This window comes from Paraburkholderia sp. BGA-UO-ETr-F12, from assembly GCF_059567945.1.
The window spans coordinates 113,685-130,350 of the sequence record NZ_JCAQOZ010000027.1; the positions used below are offsets into that span (position 1 = coordinate 113,685).

At 61.7% G+C, this 16,666-nt stretch carries 15 protein-coding genes; 10 read left to right on the top strand and 5 right to left on the bottom strand.

From position 1 onward, the window contains the following. Positions 1-46: 46 nt before the first annotated feature. The 3 genes from AC57B6_RS11475 to AC57B6_RS11485 form a co-directional block, all read right to left on the bottom strand. Entirely contained in the window at positions 47-847 is an 801-nt protein-coding gene (locus AC57B6_RS11475; protein ID WP_244207629.1) for an SDR family NAD(P)-dependent oxidoreductase, read from the bottom strand. A gap of 91 nt (positions 848-938) precedes the next feature. Further along, entirely contained in the window at positions 939-2,819 is a 1,881-nt protein-coding gene (locus AC57B6_RS11480; protein WP_030099380.1) for a TRAP transporter large permease, read from the bottom strand. 6 nt (positions 2,820-2,825) lie between these two features. Further along, on the bottom strand, positions 2,826-3,845 hold the full coding sequence (locus AC57B6_RS11485; RefSeq protein WP_496421358.1) for a TRAP transporter substrate-binding protein: 1,020 nt from the start codon (positions 3,843-3,845) through the stop codon (positions 2,826-2,828). Between the two features lie 392 nt (positions 3,846-4,237). On the opposite strand from AC57B6_RS11485, the gene AC57B6_RS11490 reads away from it, so the two are divergent. Further along, positions 4,238-5,404 (top strand): acetyl-CoA acetyltransferase, encoded by a 1,167-nt coding sequence (locus AC57B6_RS11490; RefSeq protein WP_496421359.1) that lies wholly within the window; start codon positions 4,238-4,240, stop codon positions 5,402-5,404. A gap of 67 nt (positions 5,405-5,471) precedes the next feature. Next, a complete protein-coding gene (locus AC57B6_RS11495) occupies positions 5,472-7,058 on the top strand; it encodes an acyl-CoA synthetase (protein ID WP_496421360.1) in 1,587 nt (528 codons plus the stop codon). A 75-nt stretch (positions 7,059-7,133) separates the two neighbouring features. Here AC57B6_RS11495 and AC57B6_RS11500 read toward each other — a convergent pair whose 3' ends face one another. Next, entirely contained in the window at positions 7,134-7,946 is an 813-nt protein-coding gene (locus tag AC57B6_RS11500) for an AraC family transcriptional regulator (RefSeq protein WP_370577230.1), read from the bottom strand. 144 nt (positions 7,947-8,090) lie between these two features. On the opposite strand from AC57B6_RS11500, the gene AC57B6_RS11505 reads away from it, so the two are divergent. Beyond that, complete coding sequence (locus tag AC57B6_RS11505; RefSeq protein ID WP_183797158.1) at positions 8,091-8,996, top strand: DMT family transporter; 906 nt, start codon at positions 8,091-8,093, stop codon at positions 8,994-8,996. A 72-nt stretch (positions 8,997-9,068) separates the two neighbouring features. On the opposite strand, the gene AC57B6_RS11510 is transcribed toward AC57B6_RS11505, so the two are convergent. After that, positions 9,069-10,211: a sigma-54-dependent Fis family transcriptional regulator gene (locus tag AC57B6_RS11510; RefSeq protein WP_216750820.1), complete on the bottom strand. Its 1,143-nt coding sequence runs from the start codon at positions 10,209-10,211 to the stop codon at positions 9,069-9,071. A gap of 192 nt (positions 10,212-10,403) precedes the next feature. Here AC57B6_RS11510 and AC57B6_RS11515 point away from each other — a divergent pair, with 192 nt between their 5' ends. The 7 genes from AC57B6_RS11515 (at position 10,404) to cyoD (ending at position 16,612) form a co-directional block, all read left to right on the top strand. Beyond that, positions 10,404-11,303, top strand: a complete 900-nt coding sequence (locus tag AC57B6_RS11515; RefSeq protein WP_028195858.1) for a LysR family transcriptional regulator — start codon at positions 10,404-10,406, stop codon at positions 11,301-11,303. Positions 11,304-11,482: 179 nt separating this feature from the next. Continuing rightward, positions 11,483-12,016 (top strand): hypothetical protein, encoded by a 534-nt coding sequence (locus AC57B6_RS11520; RefSeq protein WP_146153366.1) that lies wholly within the window; start codon positions 11,483-11,485, stop codon positions 12,014-12,016. Beyond that, a complete protein-coding gene (locus tag AC57B6_RS11525; protein WP_491564867.1) occupies positions 12,013-12,459 on the top strand; it encodes a PCC domain-containing protein in 447 nt (148 codons plus the stop codon). The genes AC57B6_RS11520 and AC57B6_RS11525 overlap by 4 nt, the downstream gene beginning before the upstream one ends. 305 nt (positions 12,460-12,764) lie before the next feature. Further along, positions 12,765-13,658 (top strand): ubiquinol oxidase subunit II, encoded by an 894-nt coding sequence (gene cyoA / locus AC57B6_RS11530; RefSeq protein WP_183797161.1) that lies wholly within the window; start codon positions 12,765-12,767, stop codon positions 13,656-13,658. A gap of 3 nt (positions 13,659-13,661) precedes the next feature. Further along, entirely contained in the window at positions 13,662-15,671 is a 2,010-nt protein-coding gene (gene cyoB / locus AC57B6_RS11535) for a cytochrome o ubiquinol oxidase subunit I (protein ID WP_496421361.1), read from the top strand. Continuing rightward, positions 15,671-16,279, top strand: coding sequence for a cytochrome o ubiquinol oxidase subunit III (gene cyoC, locus AC57B6_RS11540; protein WP_216750814.1), 609 nt, complete (start codon positions 15,671-15,673; stop codon positions 16,277-16,279). The genes cyoB and cyoC overlap by 1 nt, the downstream gene beginning before the upstream one ends. Then, positions 16,280-16,612: a cytochrome o ubiquinol oxidase subunit IV gene (gene cyoD, locus AC57B6_RS11545; RefSeq protein ID WP_028195854.1), complete on the top strand. Its 333-nt coding sequence runs from the start codon at positions 16,280-16,282 to the stop codon at positions 16,610-16,612. Positions 16,613-16,666 lie beyond the last annotated feature (54 nt).

A 16,666-nucleotide genomic window follows, 5' to 3' on the forward strand; every position in this document is an offset into this window, starting at 1 on the left:
TGAGCACCGGAGGCGGCGCCCGGCATAGCGCGCGGGCGCCGTCCTCCTAAATCTCCAGCACGCCTGCGGCCATGAAGCCGCCATCCACCGGCACCGTCTGCCCGTTCACATACGACGCCTGTTCGGAACACAGGAACTGGACTACCGCGGCGATTTCCGCAGGGATGCCGTAGCGCTTCGCCGGCACCGCGCGCGTGTAGTTGTCGCGCGCGACTTGCGAATGCAGATCGAGCGTCATCGGGGTGTCGATCGGCCCCGGCGCCACGCCGTTGGTCGTGATGCCGTATTCGGCGAGTTCGATCGCCATCTGTCGCGTCAGTCCGACCACGGCGGCCTTCGACGTGCCGTAGGCGGTTCGGCCCGAACTCGCGCGCAGTCCGCTGACCGAGGCGATGTTCACGATCCGCCCCCAGCCGTTCTTGCGCATCAGCCGCGCAGCGTGCTGGCCGCATAGCATGGGTCCGGTGACGTTCACGTCGAAGACTTTGCGCCAGTGCTCGACCGGATAGTCGAGAAACGGAAATGTCTTGGCGATGCCGGCGTTGTTCACCAGGATGTCGCAGCGGCCGAACTGGTTCTCGATGGTGCTGAAGGCGGCTTCGATCGAAGCCGACGCCGACACGTCGAGCTGCACGGCATACGCTTCGTGCCCGGCTGCGCACAGCGAACCGGCAAGATCGTTCGCGGTATGCGCGTTGATGTCGCCGATGAAGACGATGTGCCCGGCTTCGGCAAGCTGCTGCGAGATAGCCGCGCCGATGCCCGCGCCACCGCCGGTGACGAGCGCGACGCGCGGATGAGTGAGGGAAGACGGGGTACGGCGGGAAGTTTCAGTATTCAGATTCACAGCGAACTCTCGAATGATCGGAAACAGCGGGAAAAAATCGGCTTAAAAAGGGCTTGAAACTGGATGTCAAAGCACGAACGTCAACGCGCATTCACTTCAGGAAACCGATCGACAGCCACGGCACGAACGCGACCACCAGCAGCGCGATGAATAGCGCGCCTAGATAACCCCACACGCGGCTCACGACCCGGTCCGGCGACACCTTGCCGATTGCGCACGCGGCATAGAAACCCACGCCCATTGGCGGCGCGAACAGGCCGAGCCCCATCGACAGAATCACGACCATCGCGTAGTGAACGTCGTGAATCCCGAGCGCGCGAGCCACCGGAAACAGCAGCGGGCCGAACAGCACGATCGCGGGAATTCCTTCGAGCACGCTGCCGAGCACCACGAACAACACGATCGATACGCACAAAAACGCGCGCGGACCGCCTGGTATCTGTTCCATCGCTGCCACCAGCGACGCGGAGAAACCCGATTGCGTGAGCGCCCATGCCATCGCGGTGGCGAGACCGATGATCAGCAGAATTGCGCCGGACAGACTGGCGGTATCGAGCAGCAGCGAGTAGAGACGGCGCCATTCGATCCGCCGTCCGCACAGATGCAGCAGCACGCCCGCAATCAGCGTGTACGCGATACCGATGGTCGACACTTCGGTGGCAGTGGCTGCACCTTCGATAACCACCACGCGAATCAGCATCGGCAACGCAAGCGCGGGCAGCGCGATCACGAAGGTCCGCAGAATCGTGCGCAAGGGGGCGCGTGTGCTGTTGCTCGCCGGCTCGTGCCGTGCGCGCCGCCAGCAGACGAAACCGATCGCGATGGTCGCGACCACCGCCGGCATGATTCCGCCGACGAACAGCGCGGTGATCGATACGCCGCACACCGCACCGATCGTGATCAGCACAAGGCTCGGTGGAATCGTTTCCGTCATCGCGCCGGTTGACGACAGCAGCGCGACCAGTTCCTCGGGTTTCGCGCCGCGCCGCTGCATTTCGGGGAACAGCGCGGGTGCAATCGCTGCCATGTCGGCGGCTTTTGCGCCGGAGATGCCCGACACCAGAAACATCGCACCGAGCAGTACGTATTGCAGACCACCGCGCACGTGGCCAAGCAACGCGGCCATGAAGTCGATCAGGCAGCGCGCGAGCCCGCTCAACTCCAGCAATGCACCGAGCAACACGAACAACGGCACCGACAGCAGCACCAGATTCGCCATCCCCTCATCCATCCGGCTCACGACAATGCCGAGCGGCGCATGTGTCATCAGCACCAGATAGGCGAGTGTTGCCGTGCCGAAGCTGAATGCGATCGGCACGCCACCCGCCACGCACAAACCCACCAGCACGACGAAGAACACGATCAGGTTCAGATTGCCGAGCGCGAGCAGATAGGGTTGCGCGATCCATAACGCGGCAGCGATCACGCCCGCGGTGAGCAACGCACCGGCGAACTGTCCCGGGCTCACTTCACGCGCGATGCGGGCAAGCGCCGCCAACAGCATCAACGCCGCGCCGACCGGCAGCGCGGCGCAACGCCAGCCGTCCGGCAATTGCAACGCAGGCGTGCTGACCGGCATCTGCAGGTTCATATGCTCGATGGCCGGCGTGATGATCAGCGCGACGAAGGTACAGACGGTGAGTGCGCTGACCGCTTCGAGCCAGCCGCGCCATTTCTCCGGCAAACGCGTGACGATCGCGGTGAGACGCATATGCGCGCCGCGATGCAACGCGAGCACCGCGCCGAGCATGGCCAGCCAGCTAAACAGGATCGACGCGAGTTCGTCGGACCAGATTAGCGGCTGGTCCAGCCCATAACGAAAGATCACGCCGCATAGCAGGATCACCGTCTCGGCGACCACCAGGAACGCTGCCACCGCGCCTACGCCGTGCATCACCCAATCGACGGCCGTCGTCAGGCCGCGCGCGAGCCAGCCGTCGTTTTCCAGTTTCTTCGTCAAGGTCAGATGCATGGCGCGTCAGGCGAGTTTGCCGGTGTATTTTTCGAGGGCGGCCCACGCGTCGTCGCCGAACTTCTTGTGCCAGTCGGCGTAGAAGCCCGTTGAGGTCAACTGGCTGCGGAACGCATTGATATCGACATCGTTGAACTGCAGGCCCTTTGCTTTCAGCTCCGGCATCAGCGACGCGTTCAATTTGGCGACGTCGGTGCGTTCCCGCATGGCCGCATCGTTGACGGCGTTCTGCACGATGGTTTGCAGATCCTTCGGCAGACGCGCGAACGACTGTTTGTTCGCGAGGAACCAGAAGCCGTCCCACATGTGATTGGTCATCGAGCAATACTTCTGCACCTCGTAAAGCTTGGCCGCGGTGATGGTGGCGAGCGGATTCTCCTGACCTTCCACAACCCGCGTCTGCAGCGACGAATACACCTCGGAGAAATTGATACTGGCCGGCGAGGCGCCAAGCGCCTGGAACATCGAGGTCCAGATCGGGCTCATCGGCACGCGCAGCTTGATGCCCTTCAGGTCGCCCGGCAGGTGGATCGGCTTGGTGCTGGTGGTGGTTTGGCGATAGCCGTTGTCCCAGATCTTGTCGAACGCGAACACCGAGGTCTTCGCAATCTCCTGGCGCACGCGCGCACCGAGTGCACCGTCGAGCGCAGCCCACACCTGGTCGTAGTCCTTGAACGCGAAACCGACGCCGGTGATCTGCGCGGCGGGCACGAGGGTGCCGAGAATCAGCGGCGACAGCGTGAAGTAATCGATCGCACCGGAGCGGACCTGCGACAGCATGTCGGTATCGCTGCCCAACTGGTTGTTCGAATACACCTGGAAGTCGACCCGCCCCTTGCTCTCTGAAGCAATGCGCGCTGCGGCTTCCTTCGCGCGGATGTTCATCGGATGGGTGGCGGGCAGGTTGTTCGCGTACTTGAGGGTGAATTCGGCAGCGTGCGCGGAGCGGCCGTGCAGACCGGCGAACGACGCCGCGGCGGTAAGAGAAGCGCATTTGAGAAAGTCGCGCCGGGTGGTAACGCTCATCGTCTGTCTCCTGAGTTTTATGTTTGCCGCTTCGAAGGCCGGCGGCCAGCTAAAAGCAAATTGGATGCCATTTGGCGGGAGCCGCGTGGCTATTGGCGTTAAGCCGGCAACCCCGGGTTATTGCCAGGGCGGGCACGCCGTGCAGGTGTCGAGCAAATGCGACACGTGTCGCATGCTTTGTGTCGCACGCGAGCCGGGGGCGGACTGCGGATTCATCCGTGGCGCGAAAGCAGGATTGGAAGCCGTTGCGGCGCGTGGCCCGCATCGGCGCGGCGCTCGCGTCATGCGCGCCGTGCCGGCCGGGGTCGCGATCATGAAACGACCTGCCTGGCTGGCCTGGCTTTTGCATGAAGAGCCGTCATTCCCATCCCCAAGCCAAGGAGTTGTTCGCAATGCAACCGACCATCATCGGATGGAGCCATATCCCGTTCGGCAAGCTCGACGCGTTGGACATCGAACGCATGATTGCCGACAGCGCACTCGGTGCGCTCGAGCATGCCGGCGTCGAAGCCGGTCAGATCGATTCGATTCACGTGGGCACGTTTAACGGCGGGTTCGTCTATCAGGACTTTCCGTCGGCGCTCGTCTTCAACGCGATTCCCGAAATGCGTTTCACCTCGACCGTACGGTGTGAAAACGCGTGCTCGACCGGCTCGGCCGCGGTGTACTCCGCGCTCGATGCGGTGCGCTCGGGCCGCTCCGCGTGCGCACTGGTGATCGGCTACGAGAAGATGACAAGCCTGCCGACCGCCGAAGTGGGCAAGGTGTTGCAGAAGTGCTCGTATGCGAGCGAAGAAGCGGACGTGCCGGGCGGATTCGCGGGCATTTTCGGCCAGCTCGCGCAAACGTATTTCGATCGCTATGGCGACCAGTCGGATGCGCTCGCGGCGATTGCCGCGAAGAATCATCACAACGGCGTGTCGAACCCGTATGCGCATATGCGCCGCGATTTCGGCTATGACTTTTGCCGCACGCCGTCGGAGAAAAACCCGTTCGTTGCCGGGCCGTTGAAGCGCACCGACTGCTCGATGATCTCCGACGGTGCGGCCGCGCTGATCATCGCGTCGCCGGACATCGCGCGGCGCGCGCGTCACGCGGTCGGGTTTCGCGCGACGGTGCAGGTGAGCGACTACCTGCCGCTGTCGCGGCGCGATCCGATCGCGTTCGAAGGCGCGCGGCTCGCGTGGAAACAAGGGCTGGCGCAAGCCGGCATGACACTCGACGATCTGTCGCTGGTCGAAACCCACGACTGCTTCACGATTGCCGAACTGATCGAATACGAGGCGATGGGTCTGGCCGAACCGGGACAGGGCGCCCGCGTGATTCTCGACGGGGTGACCACGAAAGAGGGGCGCTTGCCGGTCAATGCGTCGGGCGGATTGAAGGCGAAGGGGCATCCAGTCGGCGCGACGGGCGTGTCAATGCACGTGATGGCGGCGATGCAGGTCAGCGGCCAGGCCGGCGCGATGCAGATTCCAAATGCACGCACGGCCGGGGTGTTCAACATGGGCGGCGCGGCCGTGACCAATTATCTGAGCATTCTCGAAGCACGCCGCTGAAAGGCATCCGATCATCTGGACCAGGTATGCGCGCCTCTCAACCTCTCTTTGTTCAAAGCACTGGCTTATGCTGACCACCGTCATGAACCTCGGGAATCTGCTGACCGACGCAGCCCGACGCCACGCCGATCAACCCGGCTTCATTCACGCCGAACGCAGCGTGAGCTGGCACGACATCAACGCACGCGTCGACGCGGTCGCGCACGGTTTGAGCCGGCTCGGCATCGGCAAGGGCGACAAGATTCTCGTGCATTCGCGCAACAACCTGGCGCTTTTCGAAAGCGCATGGGTCGCGTTCAAACTCGGCGCCGTGTGGGTGCCGACCAACTGCCGGATTACCGCAGCGGAAGCGGCGTATCTGGGCGAATCGAGCGGTGCGGTGGCGATGATCTACGAAGCCGGTTTCGACGCCCACGTCGACGCGGTGCGCGCGGCGTCGCCGGCCTTGCAGCATGTGATCGCAATCGGCACGCCGCGGGTGGGCGAACTCGCTTACGAGACACTCGCGCAGCAGATGGACGCACCGCCGTTCGCCGCGGTGGATGTGGACCGTGACGATCCGCTGTGGTTTTTCTATACGTCCGGCACGACAGGGCGCCCGAAAGCGGGCGTGCTCACGCACGGACAGATGGCTTTTGTGCTGACCAATCACATTGCCGATCTGATGCCCGGCTTGACGCACGAGTCGCGCTCGCTCGTGGTGGCGCCGCTATCGCACGGCGCGGGCATTCATGCGATGGTCAACGTCGCGCGCGCGGCGGCCAGCATTCTGCCGGCGTCGGAGAAACTCGATGCTGAAGAGGCTTGGGCACTGGTGGAAAAACATCGCGTCGACAATATGTTCACCGTGCCCACCATCGTCAAGATGCTGACCGAGCATGAATCGGTGGACCGTTACGATCACAGTTCGCTGAAGTACGTGATCTATGCCGGGGCGCCGATGTATCGCGAGGATCAGAAACATGCGCTGCGCAAGCTGGGCAAGGTGCTGGTGCAGTATTACGGTCTGGGCGAAGTGACCGGCAATATCACGGTGCTGCCGCCCTCGCTGCACACCGCCGACGACCATGCCGCGGGCAGCCGCGTCGGCACTTGCGGCTACGCCCGCACTGGCATTGAAATCGGCATTCTCGATGACGAAGGCCATCGCCTCGCAGCAGGCGCGAGCGGCGAAATTTGCGTGCGCGGGCCGGCGGTGTTCATCGGCTACTACAACAATGCGGAAGCGAACGAAAAGGCCTTCCGTCATGGCTGGTTTCATACCGGAGACCTGGGCCACCTCGATGAACAGGGCTTTCTGTACATCACCGGACGTTCATCGGACATGTACATCTCCGGCGGCTCGAACGTTTATCCGCGCGAAGTCGAAGAAGCGATTCTTACGCATAAGGCCGTGCAGGAAGTCGCGGTAGTCGGCATGCCCGATCCCAAGTGGGGGGAAATCGGCGTCGCGGTGGTGGTGCGGCGCGAAGGCTGGGCACTCGAGGAGGAAGCCTTGCTGGCGCATCTCGAACCGCATCTCGCACGCTACAAATGGCCGAAACGCTGTGTGTTCTGGGACGCGTTACCCAAATCCGCCTACGGCAAGATCGTCAAGAAAGATATCAAGGCCTTGCTGCCCGCGCCTATGGAAGCCGTGACGGCGGAGCGCTAACGCTTCAGCTTGCCCGGCGCAGCCGCGTGCTGGATTAGCCGCGCGCCGGGCAGGGAAGTGGAGCCGCTTGAGCCGCTACGCGTAAAACGCCGACGGCACCACGCCGAAATGCCGCTTGAACATGGCCGCGAAAGCGCTTTGGCTGGTGTAGCCATGATCCAGCGCGACCGCGATGATCTTCTCGCCGTGCGCGAGCCGTTTGAGCGCGAGCAGCAAGCGCGCCTGCTGGCGCCAGCGGCCGAACGTCAAACCGGTTTCGCGCTGGAACCAGCGGTGGAACGTCTTTTCGGATACATCGAGCGTGCTGGCCCATGCGCCGATGGTGCGGTTGTCGTCGGGGGCGGCGAACAGGCTATTGCATACCTCGCGTAGACGCTGATCGGTCGGCCACGGCAGATAAAGCGGCAGCGACGGCACCGCATTCAATTCCGCCAGCAGCAGGCGCATCAGATGATCGTGGCGCGAGCCGTCGGTGTAATCCGGCGGCACGTCGATCGCCGCGAGGATCAACTCGCGCAACAGCGGATGGACTTCGACCACGCAACTGCGGGTGGGCAAATGCGCGGTCGCGCCGGGTTCGACGAACACCGTGCGCATCTTCACGTCGCCGCTCATCTGCACCGAATGATCGACCTCGGGTTCGAGCCACACGCCCCGCGTGGGCGGCACGACCCACGAGCCGGTTGCCGATTCGATCAACATCACGCCTTCGATCGCATAGAGCAATTGCGCGCGCCGATGACGGTGCGGCGCAATCACGGTGCCGTGCGGATACCACGCGGCCATCGCCGAGACCGGCATGGGCGTGCTCTCGAACGGCACGTGCGCGCCCGGCGCGGTGGGCGTTTCGGTGTGGCGTGCCGCGGGCATTGGAGTTCGCGCGTTCATTCGTCGTGTTGCCCTTCATCGGATGGTTGACCGTTTCACGACAGATAAAGACCTTTTGGCGTGAGACGGACCTTGCCTGCGAGCGCAAGAATTCATGTCACTTCGGAGCCCCCGATTCCTATCGACAATCAGTTAGAGCGTGACATGAAGAAATCGTATTTCCTGTTTCCCTTTGTGGCAATCCTGTTGTGGGCCGGCAATGTCATTGTGTCGAAGCTGTCCGCGCGCACCATCGACCCTTCGGCCATCACGTTCTACCGCCTGTTACTGGCGGTCGCGCTGATGAGCCTGTTCACGCTGAAGCCGGCCTGGCGCAATCGCGAGGCTATCGTGCCGCAACTGCCGAAGCTCGCCGTGCTCGGCTTTCTGGCGATGGCATTGTTCCAGAGCCTCTCCTATGAAGCGGCCAAAACGACCACGGCGACCAACATGTCGATCATCACCGCGCTCGTGCCGCTGATGACGATGGTGGCCAGCACGCTGCTGCTCGGCGAAGCGCCGACCACGGGAATGGTGGGTGGCGGGGTCCTGTCGCTGGCCGGCGTGGTGTATCTGATCACGCAAGGCAATCCGGCGATGCTGCTTGCCAACGGCGCGCATCTTGGCGATCTGCTGATGATTTTAGCGGCGCTCGCGTATGCGCTGTACGGCGTGTTGCTCAAGCGCTGGCACGTGGGGCTGCCGTCGTGGCAATCCACCTACCTGCAGGCGCTTTTCGCGCTGGTGTTCATGCTGCCGATGCTGCTGCGTCTGCCGGCGGCCGAAGCCATGCCGACGCGCGCCAGCGTGCCGCTGATCCTGTATGCCGGTGTGCTGGCCTCGGTGGTGCTGCCGTTTCTCTGGATGCAGGGGGTCAAGCATCTCGGCCCGAATCGTTGCGCGCTCTTCATGAACGTGTTGCCGATCGCGACTGCGCTCATCGCCATCACCATGCTCGGCGAAACCTTGCATATGTATCACGTGCTCGGCGGCGGTACGGCGCTGGTCGGCGTGATCGTTGCGCAAATGTTCAAACGGCCCGCGGCACAAGCGGCCACGGCGCGAGACTAGGTCGCAACGAGGGACATCTGACGGGGCCGCGTGTTTCGGCAAACACGTCGCCCCGTTGTTGCATGCACGCGTTCAGCCGTGATCCGCCATCAGCATATCGCTGCCTAGGTCACGCACGTGCGGAATGCGAAACTGCCTGAGCTTGCGATAGAGCGACGCGCGGCAAATACCGAGTTCGCGCGACGCCGCCGAGATATTCCAGCGACTCGCGGACAGCGCACGCAGAATGTTGTCGCGTTCGCTCGGCGGCGCGACCGGCAAGCGGGCCGCGTCTGCGAAACGCGCGGCATGCGATGCGGCGTGGCCGCCGCTGTCACGTGACGCGGCGTACGGCTGCGGCGCTGCCTGAAACGCTGGGTGCAAGGTCGGGTGCAGACCGATTCGCCCGACCATGCCTTTACCGGGCTGAACATTGGCTGGCAGGTCACCCGCGCGAATCATGTCGCCGTTCTTCACCGCGCATGCGTACTGAAGTGCCGCACGCATCTGCCGCAGATTGCCCGGCCATTTGCAGTGCAGCAGAATCTCGCGCGCCTCGCGATCGACATTGGCCTCGAGCGTCATGCCCGGTGCTTCGCGTTCGAGAATCGATTGCAACAGCCATGCACGGTCGTGCCGCTCGCGTACCGGCGGCAAATGCACGATGCCCACGGCGATCCGGTAATAGAGATCTTCGCGGAACGTTCCCGCCTCGACGTGCGATTCGATGTTCTGATGCGTCGCACAGATCAGTTGGAGATCGACCGCGATAGGTTCGGCCGAACCTATCGGCGTCACCTCGCGCTCGGACAGTGCGCGCAGCAAGCGGGTTTGCTGCGCTGCGGGCATATCGCCGATCTCATCGAGGAACAGCGTGCCGCGATGCGCGAGCACGACCTTGCCTTTCATGCCGGTGGAGAGCGCGCCGGAGAATGCGCCGCGCGCATAGCCGAACAGTTCGCTTTCGATAAGGTTCTCAGGAATCGAGCCGCAATTCACCGACACCATCGCCGCATGCCGGCGGTTGCTGTAGTCGTGCAGCGCACGCGCGAGATATTCCTTGCCGGTACCGGTCTCGCCGAGAATCAGAATGGGAAGTTGCCGGTCGATGAGCAGGCGGGCACGCGATAGCGTGGCCAGCATCGTAGGATCGTCGCCACATAGTCGGCTAATAGGTAGCCCCGATGAGCGAGATGAGTCTGCACGGGCGCGGTCCAGCGGGTCGTGGGCGGTCATGGCATCTCTCTTTATGTATCTGATTGGCAGGATCGGCCCGGCTTGTGGCCCGGCGGATCGAAAAAGCTGCCAGCGGTTTGTCTCCGAAACCAAGCATAGTGCGATTCATTAATAGTCTCCAATACATTATGATGCGACGACTGATACCGGTTAGGTATAAGTCGGATTCCTATTTGCGGACTTGGGGCGGGCATGGAGCTGAGGCAATTACGCTACTTCGTCGTACTTGCGGAGACCCTGCACTTCGGGCGGGCGGCGGCGCTGCTCAATATCTCCCAGCCACCGCTGTCGCGGCAGATCGCATTGCTCGAAGCGGAACTGGGCGTCGTGCTGTTGGATCGCACACGCCGCAGCGTGCGGCTCTCGGCAGCCGGGCATCGCTTCTATCGCGATGCCAAGACGGTGATGGCCACCGTCGACCAGGCGCGCGGTCATGCGCGTGCCGCCGACCTTGGCGAGGAGGGCACGCTGATGGCGGGCTTCATGTTCGCCGCCGCGTACAGCATCGTGCCGGTGCTGACGCGTGAGTACGCATCGGCTTTTCCGCGGGTCGAACTGAAGCTCAGCGAAAGCATTCCCACCTTGCTCGTGGCCGATATTCGCGCCGGTAAGGCCGATGTCGGCATCATGTATCCGTCGGATTCGGCGGTCGAACTGGAGACCCGCACGATCTTCAGCGAGCAGCTGGTAGCCGTGCTCCCCGAAGGGCACCGGCTGGCGACAAGGGCGGCGATTTCCATTGCCGAGTTGCGCGACGAGTGGTTCATCATTTCCCCACATGCGGCCTCGCCGTTCATCTACAACACGATCGTCGAGCATTGCCGGCGCTCGGGATTTACGCCACGTATCCGCCTCGAAACCAATTTTCAGCAGACCATCGTGAACCTCGTCGCGCAGCAACTCGGTGTTGCGCTCGTGCATAGCTCGATGCGCAGTACTCACGCGGATAACGTCAGGTTCGTGCCCTTGCAGCACGCGCCTTATGTCGACGTCGCGCTGGTGTGGAGTCCCGATACGCTGAATCCCTGCGTGGCACGGTTCGTAGACATTGCCGCGCAACTGGGCCTGGTCGGTACGCGCTCGGGCAGCTAGCGAGTCGCTTCACCCTATGACACGCACACGACACCTGTAGCACGGCGCGCGACAGATGTTGCTGCGCAGGCGGCGCTGTTCATGCGGGCTGAGGCCTGCCGCGCCGCGTGCCTCGCGCATCGCGTTCAAATGGCATTGAAGTTGCTAATCAGGGGTGTCGTAATTTACGTGACCCTCTCATGACGTCAAAGACAGAAGCATTCCGCCATCCTGGCGCAGCCGCTCACCCGCGGGTGCTGGCCACGGTAGTGCGGGAGCCGCGCGAACTGCGCGTTGAAATACCCAGCGGATGCAACGCCGGCACGGTGCTGCGCGACCTGATGATGCACCACGGCTTTTGCGGCGCAACCGGCCGGATCTGCAGCGGTTCGGCGCGCGCGTTGCAGTACCACGTCGTCATCAAGGCGGCGCAAGGCGAACGGCCTTACATCTACGGTACCCCTAACATGGAGAATGACGAAGTCGCGTTGCTGCACGGCGCGGTAACGATCGGTAAGGATCGTGCGGGCAGCGTCGCGCTGCATTGTCACGGTGCGTTCGTCGGCGGCGATGGCCGGCTGCACGGTGGCCACGTGATCCTCGATCGCCTCGAGGTGGGCCGCGAACCGCTGGTGTTGCGGCTCTGCGCGTTCGCGCATGGTGGCTTCACGCAATATGTCGACGAGGAAACTCGCTACACCTTGTTTGGACCGACGGTGGAGGATGCCGCATGAGTGCGCAATCCAACTCGTCCGAGGTCAAACTCGAAGCCGGCTGCTACGGACGCACCCTGATTGCACGCCTGAAGCCGAATGAGGACATCGTCGAATCGCTCGAGCGCCTGTGCGCGCAATACGGCATCGGCCGCGCGGTGGTGCGCAGCGCGGTCGGCAGTCTGATCGACGGATATCTGACAAACGGCGCGGGCGCCGTGCAGGCCACGCAGATTGTCAAAGGGCCGGGCGTCGAGATCGTGGGACTGTTCGGTGAGCTCGCGTGTGCCGTGCCGGGTCGTGACGAGACAGGCACGACGGAGCTCACCGCGATTCTGTCCGGCACGGACAGTCAGGTGTTTGCAGGCCGCGTGGTGCGCGGGATGAATCTGTCGTTCATCACGGTGGAGGTCACGTTGCAGGAGTGGCTCGCGGATGCGGAGGAACTGGCGAAACGTGCTTGACGAATAATCAAAAGTAAAAAAAATCGTATGGCGAAACTACGCCCGTTTTCTTCTGTGATCTGACAGAAATTTCCGATACAGATACGTCGAGATTGAACCTCGCGACACCCCATAGAAAGTCACCTTTGGGGTGTTGAAAATTCTTTGCCGAAAACTACGGTTTCTGTGCGGTTATCTTACCCAGGATCAACTTTCGCATCCTCGGTCTTTCGTAAAATCCTGCGGCATGCGCATTCTGAGTGCGTGTCCCATGTTGCTATGGGCGCAGCGAATTTAGGCGAAAGTTCTATGAGAAGCCGGGAAATATGAAAACAAAGGGAGCCCATAGCCGGGCGTCGATACCTATCGCGGCCGCGCTAACTACGTGTCTTTCCGGGTGTGGAAATCTCGATGTGCTCGACCCGAAGGGCAGCATCGGTCTCGCCGAAAAGTCGCTGATAGGCACGGCAACATTCACGATGTTGATTGTCGTGGTGCCGGTCATTCTGATGACGCTGTGGTTTGCATGGCGTTATCGCGCGAGCAATCGCCACGCGAAGTACGCACCGAAATGGGCGCACTCAACAGCGATTGAAGTCGTCATCTGGACCGTGCCGTCCATCATCATTCTGTGCCTTGGAATTCTGACGTGGAAGACCACGCACGAACTCGACCCCTACAAGCCCATTGAGTCGGCTGTGAAACCGATCAATGTCGAAGTAGTGGCGCTCGACTGGAAATGGCTCTTCATTTATCCGGACCTCGGCATTGCATCGGTTAATCAACTGGCTTTTCCGGTGGGCACGCCGGTTAATTTCATGATCACGTCCGACTCGGTGATGAACTCGTTCTTCATTCCGCAACTGGGCAGCCAGATCTACGCGATGGCCGGCATGCAAACGCAGCTACACCTCATCGCGGACGAAGCCGGCGACTACGCGGGTGTGTCGGCCAATTACAGCGGCAGGGGCTTTTCCGACATGAAGTTCCGTGCGCTCGCCACCAACCGGGAGCAGTTCAACGCGTGGGTGGAGAAGGTCAAGGCGTCGTCGGACCGGCTCGACATGAACGAATACAGCACGGTGTCGCAGCCGAGCGAGAAGGCGCCGGTGCGCTACTTCTCATCGGTCGATCCGAAGCTGTTCTACAACATCATTGCGAAGTACAACAACGGCCACGTTCTCGATCTGCGGAACAGCAATTGCAGTACGAAGGGGTAACACATGTTCGGAAAACTGACACTTTCGGCAATTCCGTTCGATCAGCCTATCATCATGGGCGCGGGCGTCCTGATGGCGATCATCGTCCTGGCCACGTTCGGTGCGTTGACGTGGTTCGGCAAGTGGAAATGGCTTTGGAGCGAATGGCTTACCAGCGTCGATCATAAGAAGATCGGCGTGATGTATATCGTGGTCGCGGTCCTGATGCTGCTGCGCGGTTTTGCCGACGCGGTCATGATGCGCCTGCAACTGGCGCTCGCCTTCGACTCGCCGGGCTATCTGCCGCCGCATCACTACGACCAGATCTTTACCGCGCACGGCGTCATCATGATTTTCTTCATGGCGATGGCGTTGATGGTGGGTCTCTTCAACCTGATTGTGCCGCTGCAGATCGGTGCGCGCGACGTGGCGTTCCCGTTCCTGAACTCCCTCAGCTTCTGGATGACCGCGATCAGCGCCATTCTGACGAATCTGTCGCTCGTGATCGGCGAGTTCGCGCAAGTCGGCTGGCTTGCGTATCCGCCGCTCTCGGAATTGCAGTTCAGTCCGGGTGTCGGGGTGGACTATTACATATGGAGCCTGCAGTTGTCAGGCGTGGGTACGCTGATTACCGCGATCAACTTCTTCGTCACCATTATCCGGATGCGCGCACCCGGCATGTCGCTGATGAAGATGCCTGTGTTCACATGGACCGCGCTGTGCTCGAACGTGCTGATCATGGCGACGTTCCCGATCCTGACCATTGCGCTCGCGCTGCTCGGTCTGGACCGTTACCTGGGCATGCACTTCTTCACGAACGACGGTGGCGGCAACGCCATGATGTATCTGAACCTGATCTGGGCTTGGGGCCACCCCGAGGTCTACATTCTGGTTCTACCGGCGTTCGGCATCTACTCCGAAGTGATCGCGACCTTCGCGAAGAAACCTCTGTTCGGCTACAAGACCATGGTCTACGCCACCTGCGTGATTACGGTGCTGGCGTTCCTCGTCTGGCTGCATCACTTCTTCACGATGGGGTCTGGCGCGGACGTCAATGCGTTCTTCGGCATTATGACCATGGTCATTGCCATTCCAACCGGCGTGAAGATATTCAACTGGCTGTTCACGATTTATCGTGGCCGCCTCGAATTCACCACCCCGGTGCTGTGGACGATCGGTTTCATGATTACCTTCACGATCGGCGGCATGACCGGTGTGATGATGGCGATTCCCGGCGCCGATTTCGTCCTGCACAACAGCCTGTTTCTGATTGCCCACTTTCATAACGCCATTATCGGTGGGGTGGTGTTCGGCTATCTGGCCGGCGTGCATTACTGGTTCCCGAAGGTGTTCGGCATCAAGTTGAACGAGAAGCTCGGCAAGGCCGCATTCTGGCTCTGGTTCGTCGGCTTCTATGTGTCGTTCATGCCGCTCTATGTGCTGGGCTTCATGGGCATGACGCGGCGCCTGAATCACTATGACAACCCGGCGTGGCACCCGTTGCTGATTGTGGCGGCGTGCGGTGTGGTGTTCATCGCGCTCGGCGTGGTCTGTCAGGTTCTGCAGGTGGTTGTCAGCGTGCGTAACCGCAAGCTGCCGGCGTACCGCGACGTCACGGGCGATCCATGGGACGGCCGCACGCTCGAATGGGCCACCTCGTCGCCGCCGCCGGTCTACAACTTTGCCGTTATCCCGGTGGTGCATGAGCTCGACGCATTCACTCACATGAAGGAAACGGGGCAGGGCCTCGGTAAAGACGTGGCGTACCGCGAGATTCATATGCCGTCGAATACCAGCGCGGGCTTCTTTATCGGCATCTTTAGCCTGCTGCTGGGCTTCGCCGGGGTCTGGCACATCACGTGGCTCGCGGTGGCGGCGCTGGTTGCCATCATGGCAACAGTGATCGGACGCAGCTTCGGCGATAACGACGGTTATTACATTTCGGCGGAGACGGTTCGGAAGACCGAAGAGAAGGGTGGCAAGGCAGGCCAAACGAAGCGTCACGAGCGGCTTGCTGCTGCGGAGGTCAACTGATGTTGCAGAAAACCAATTTTGCCGCGCTGGGCGAACTGGAAAGCGAGCACGCGCCGTCCCATTCGGTATTCGGATTCTGGCTCTACCTGATGACCGACTGCGTGCTCTTCGCGTCGCTATTCGCGGTGTTTGCCGTGATGTCGCACCAGTTCGCAGGCGGCCCGACCGGTAAGGATCTGTTCGATATTCCGGGCGTCGCGCTGGAAACCGCGCTGTTGCTGCTGAGCAGTATCACCTACGGTTTCGCGATGCTCGGTGCGCACAAGCGCAAGTCAGGTGTTGTGCTCGGGTGGCTGGCGATCACGTTTGTGCTGGGCCTCGCGTTTCTCTGGTTCGAAGTGCAGGAGTTTTCGCATCTGATCGCCGAAGGCGCGGGTCCTGGCCGCAGCGCGTTCTTTTCATCTTTCTTTACCCTCGTCGGCACGCACGGCTTGCACGTCACCGTGGGGCTCATCTGGATGGTCGTGCTTGCCGTTCAGGTCGTGCTCAAGCCAGAAATGTCCGAACGCGAGATTACGCGCCTGACTTGTCTGAGTCTCTTCTGGCACTTTCTAGACATCGTGTGGATCTGCGTGTTTTCGTTTGTCTATCTTGGGAGCGTGCTTTAAATGGCTCATACGCGATCACTTCATGAGGAAGAGGGGCACGGGAGTCTCTCGGGCTATATCGTCGGATTCGTACTGGCTGTGGTGCTAACCGCGGCGTCGTTCGGGCTGGTGATGAACGGCATGCTCGAACCACGCTCCGCCATGGTTGTGCTGGCCGTGCTTGCGCTTGTGCAGATCGTTGTTCACCTAGTGTTCTTCCTGCATCTGAACACGTCTTCCGGCCAACGGTGGAATGTGATGGCGCTGTGCTATACAGCGGTCGCCGCGATCATTCTGATCGGCGGTACGGTGTGGGTGATGCACAACGTGAGCATGAATATGATGTCGCGGTAATTCACACGCGGGAGAGGTGGCCGGTGCGCGCGGAAACCGATAGGCCGCCGCGCG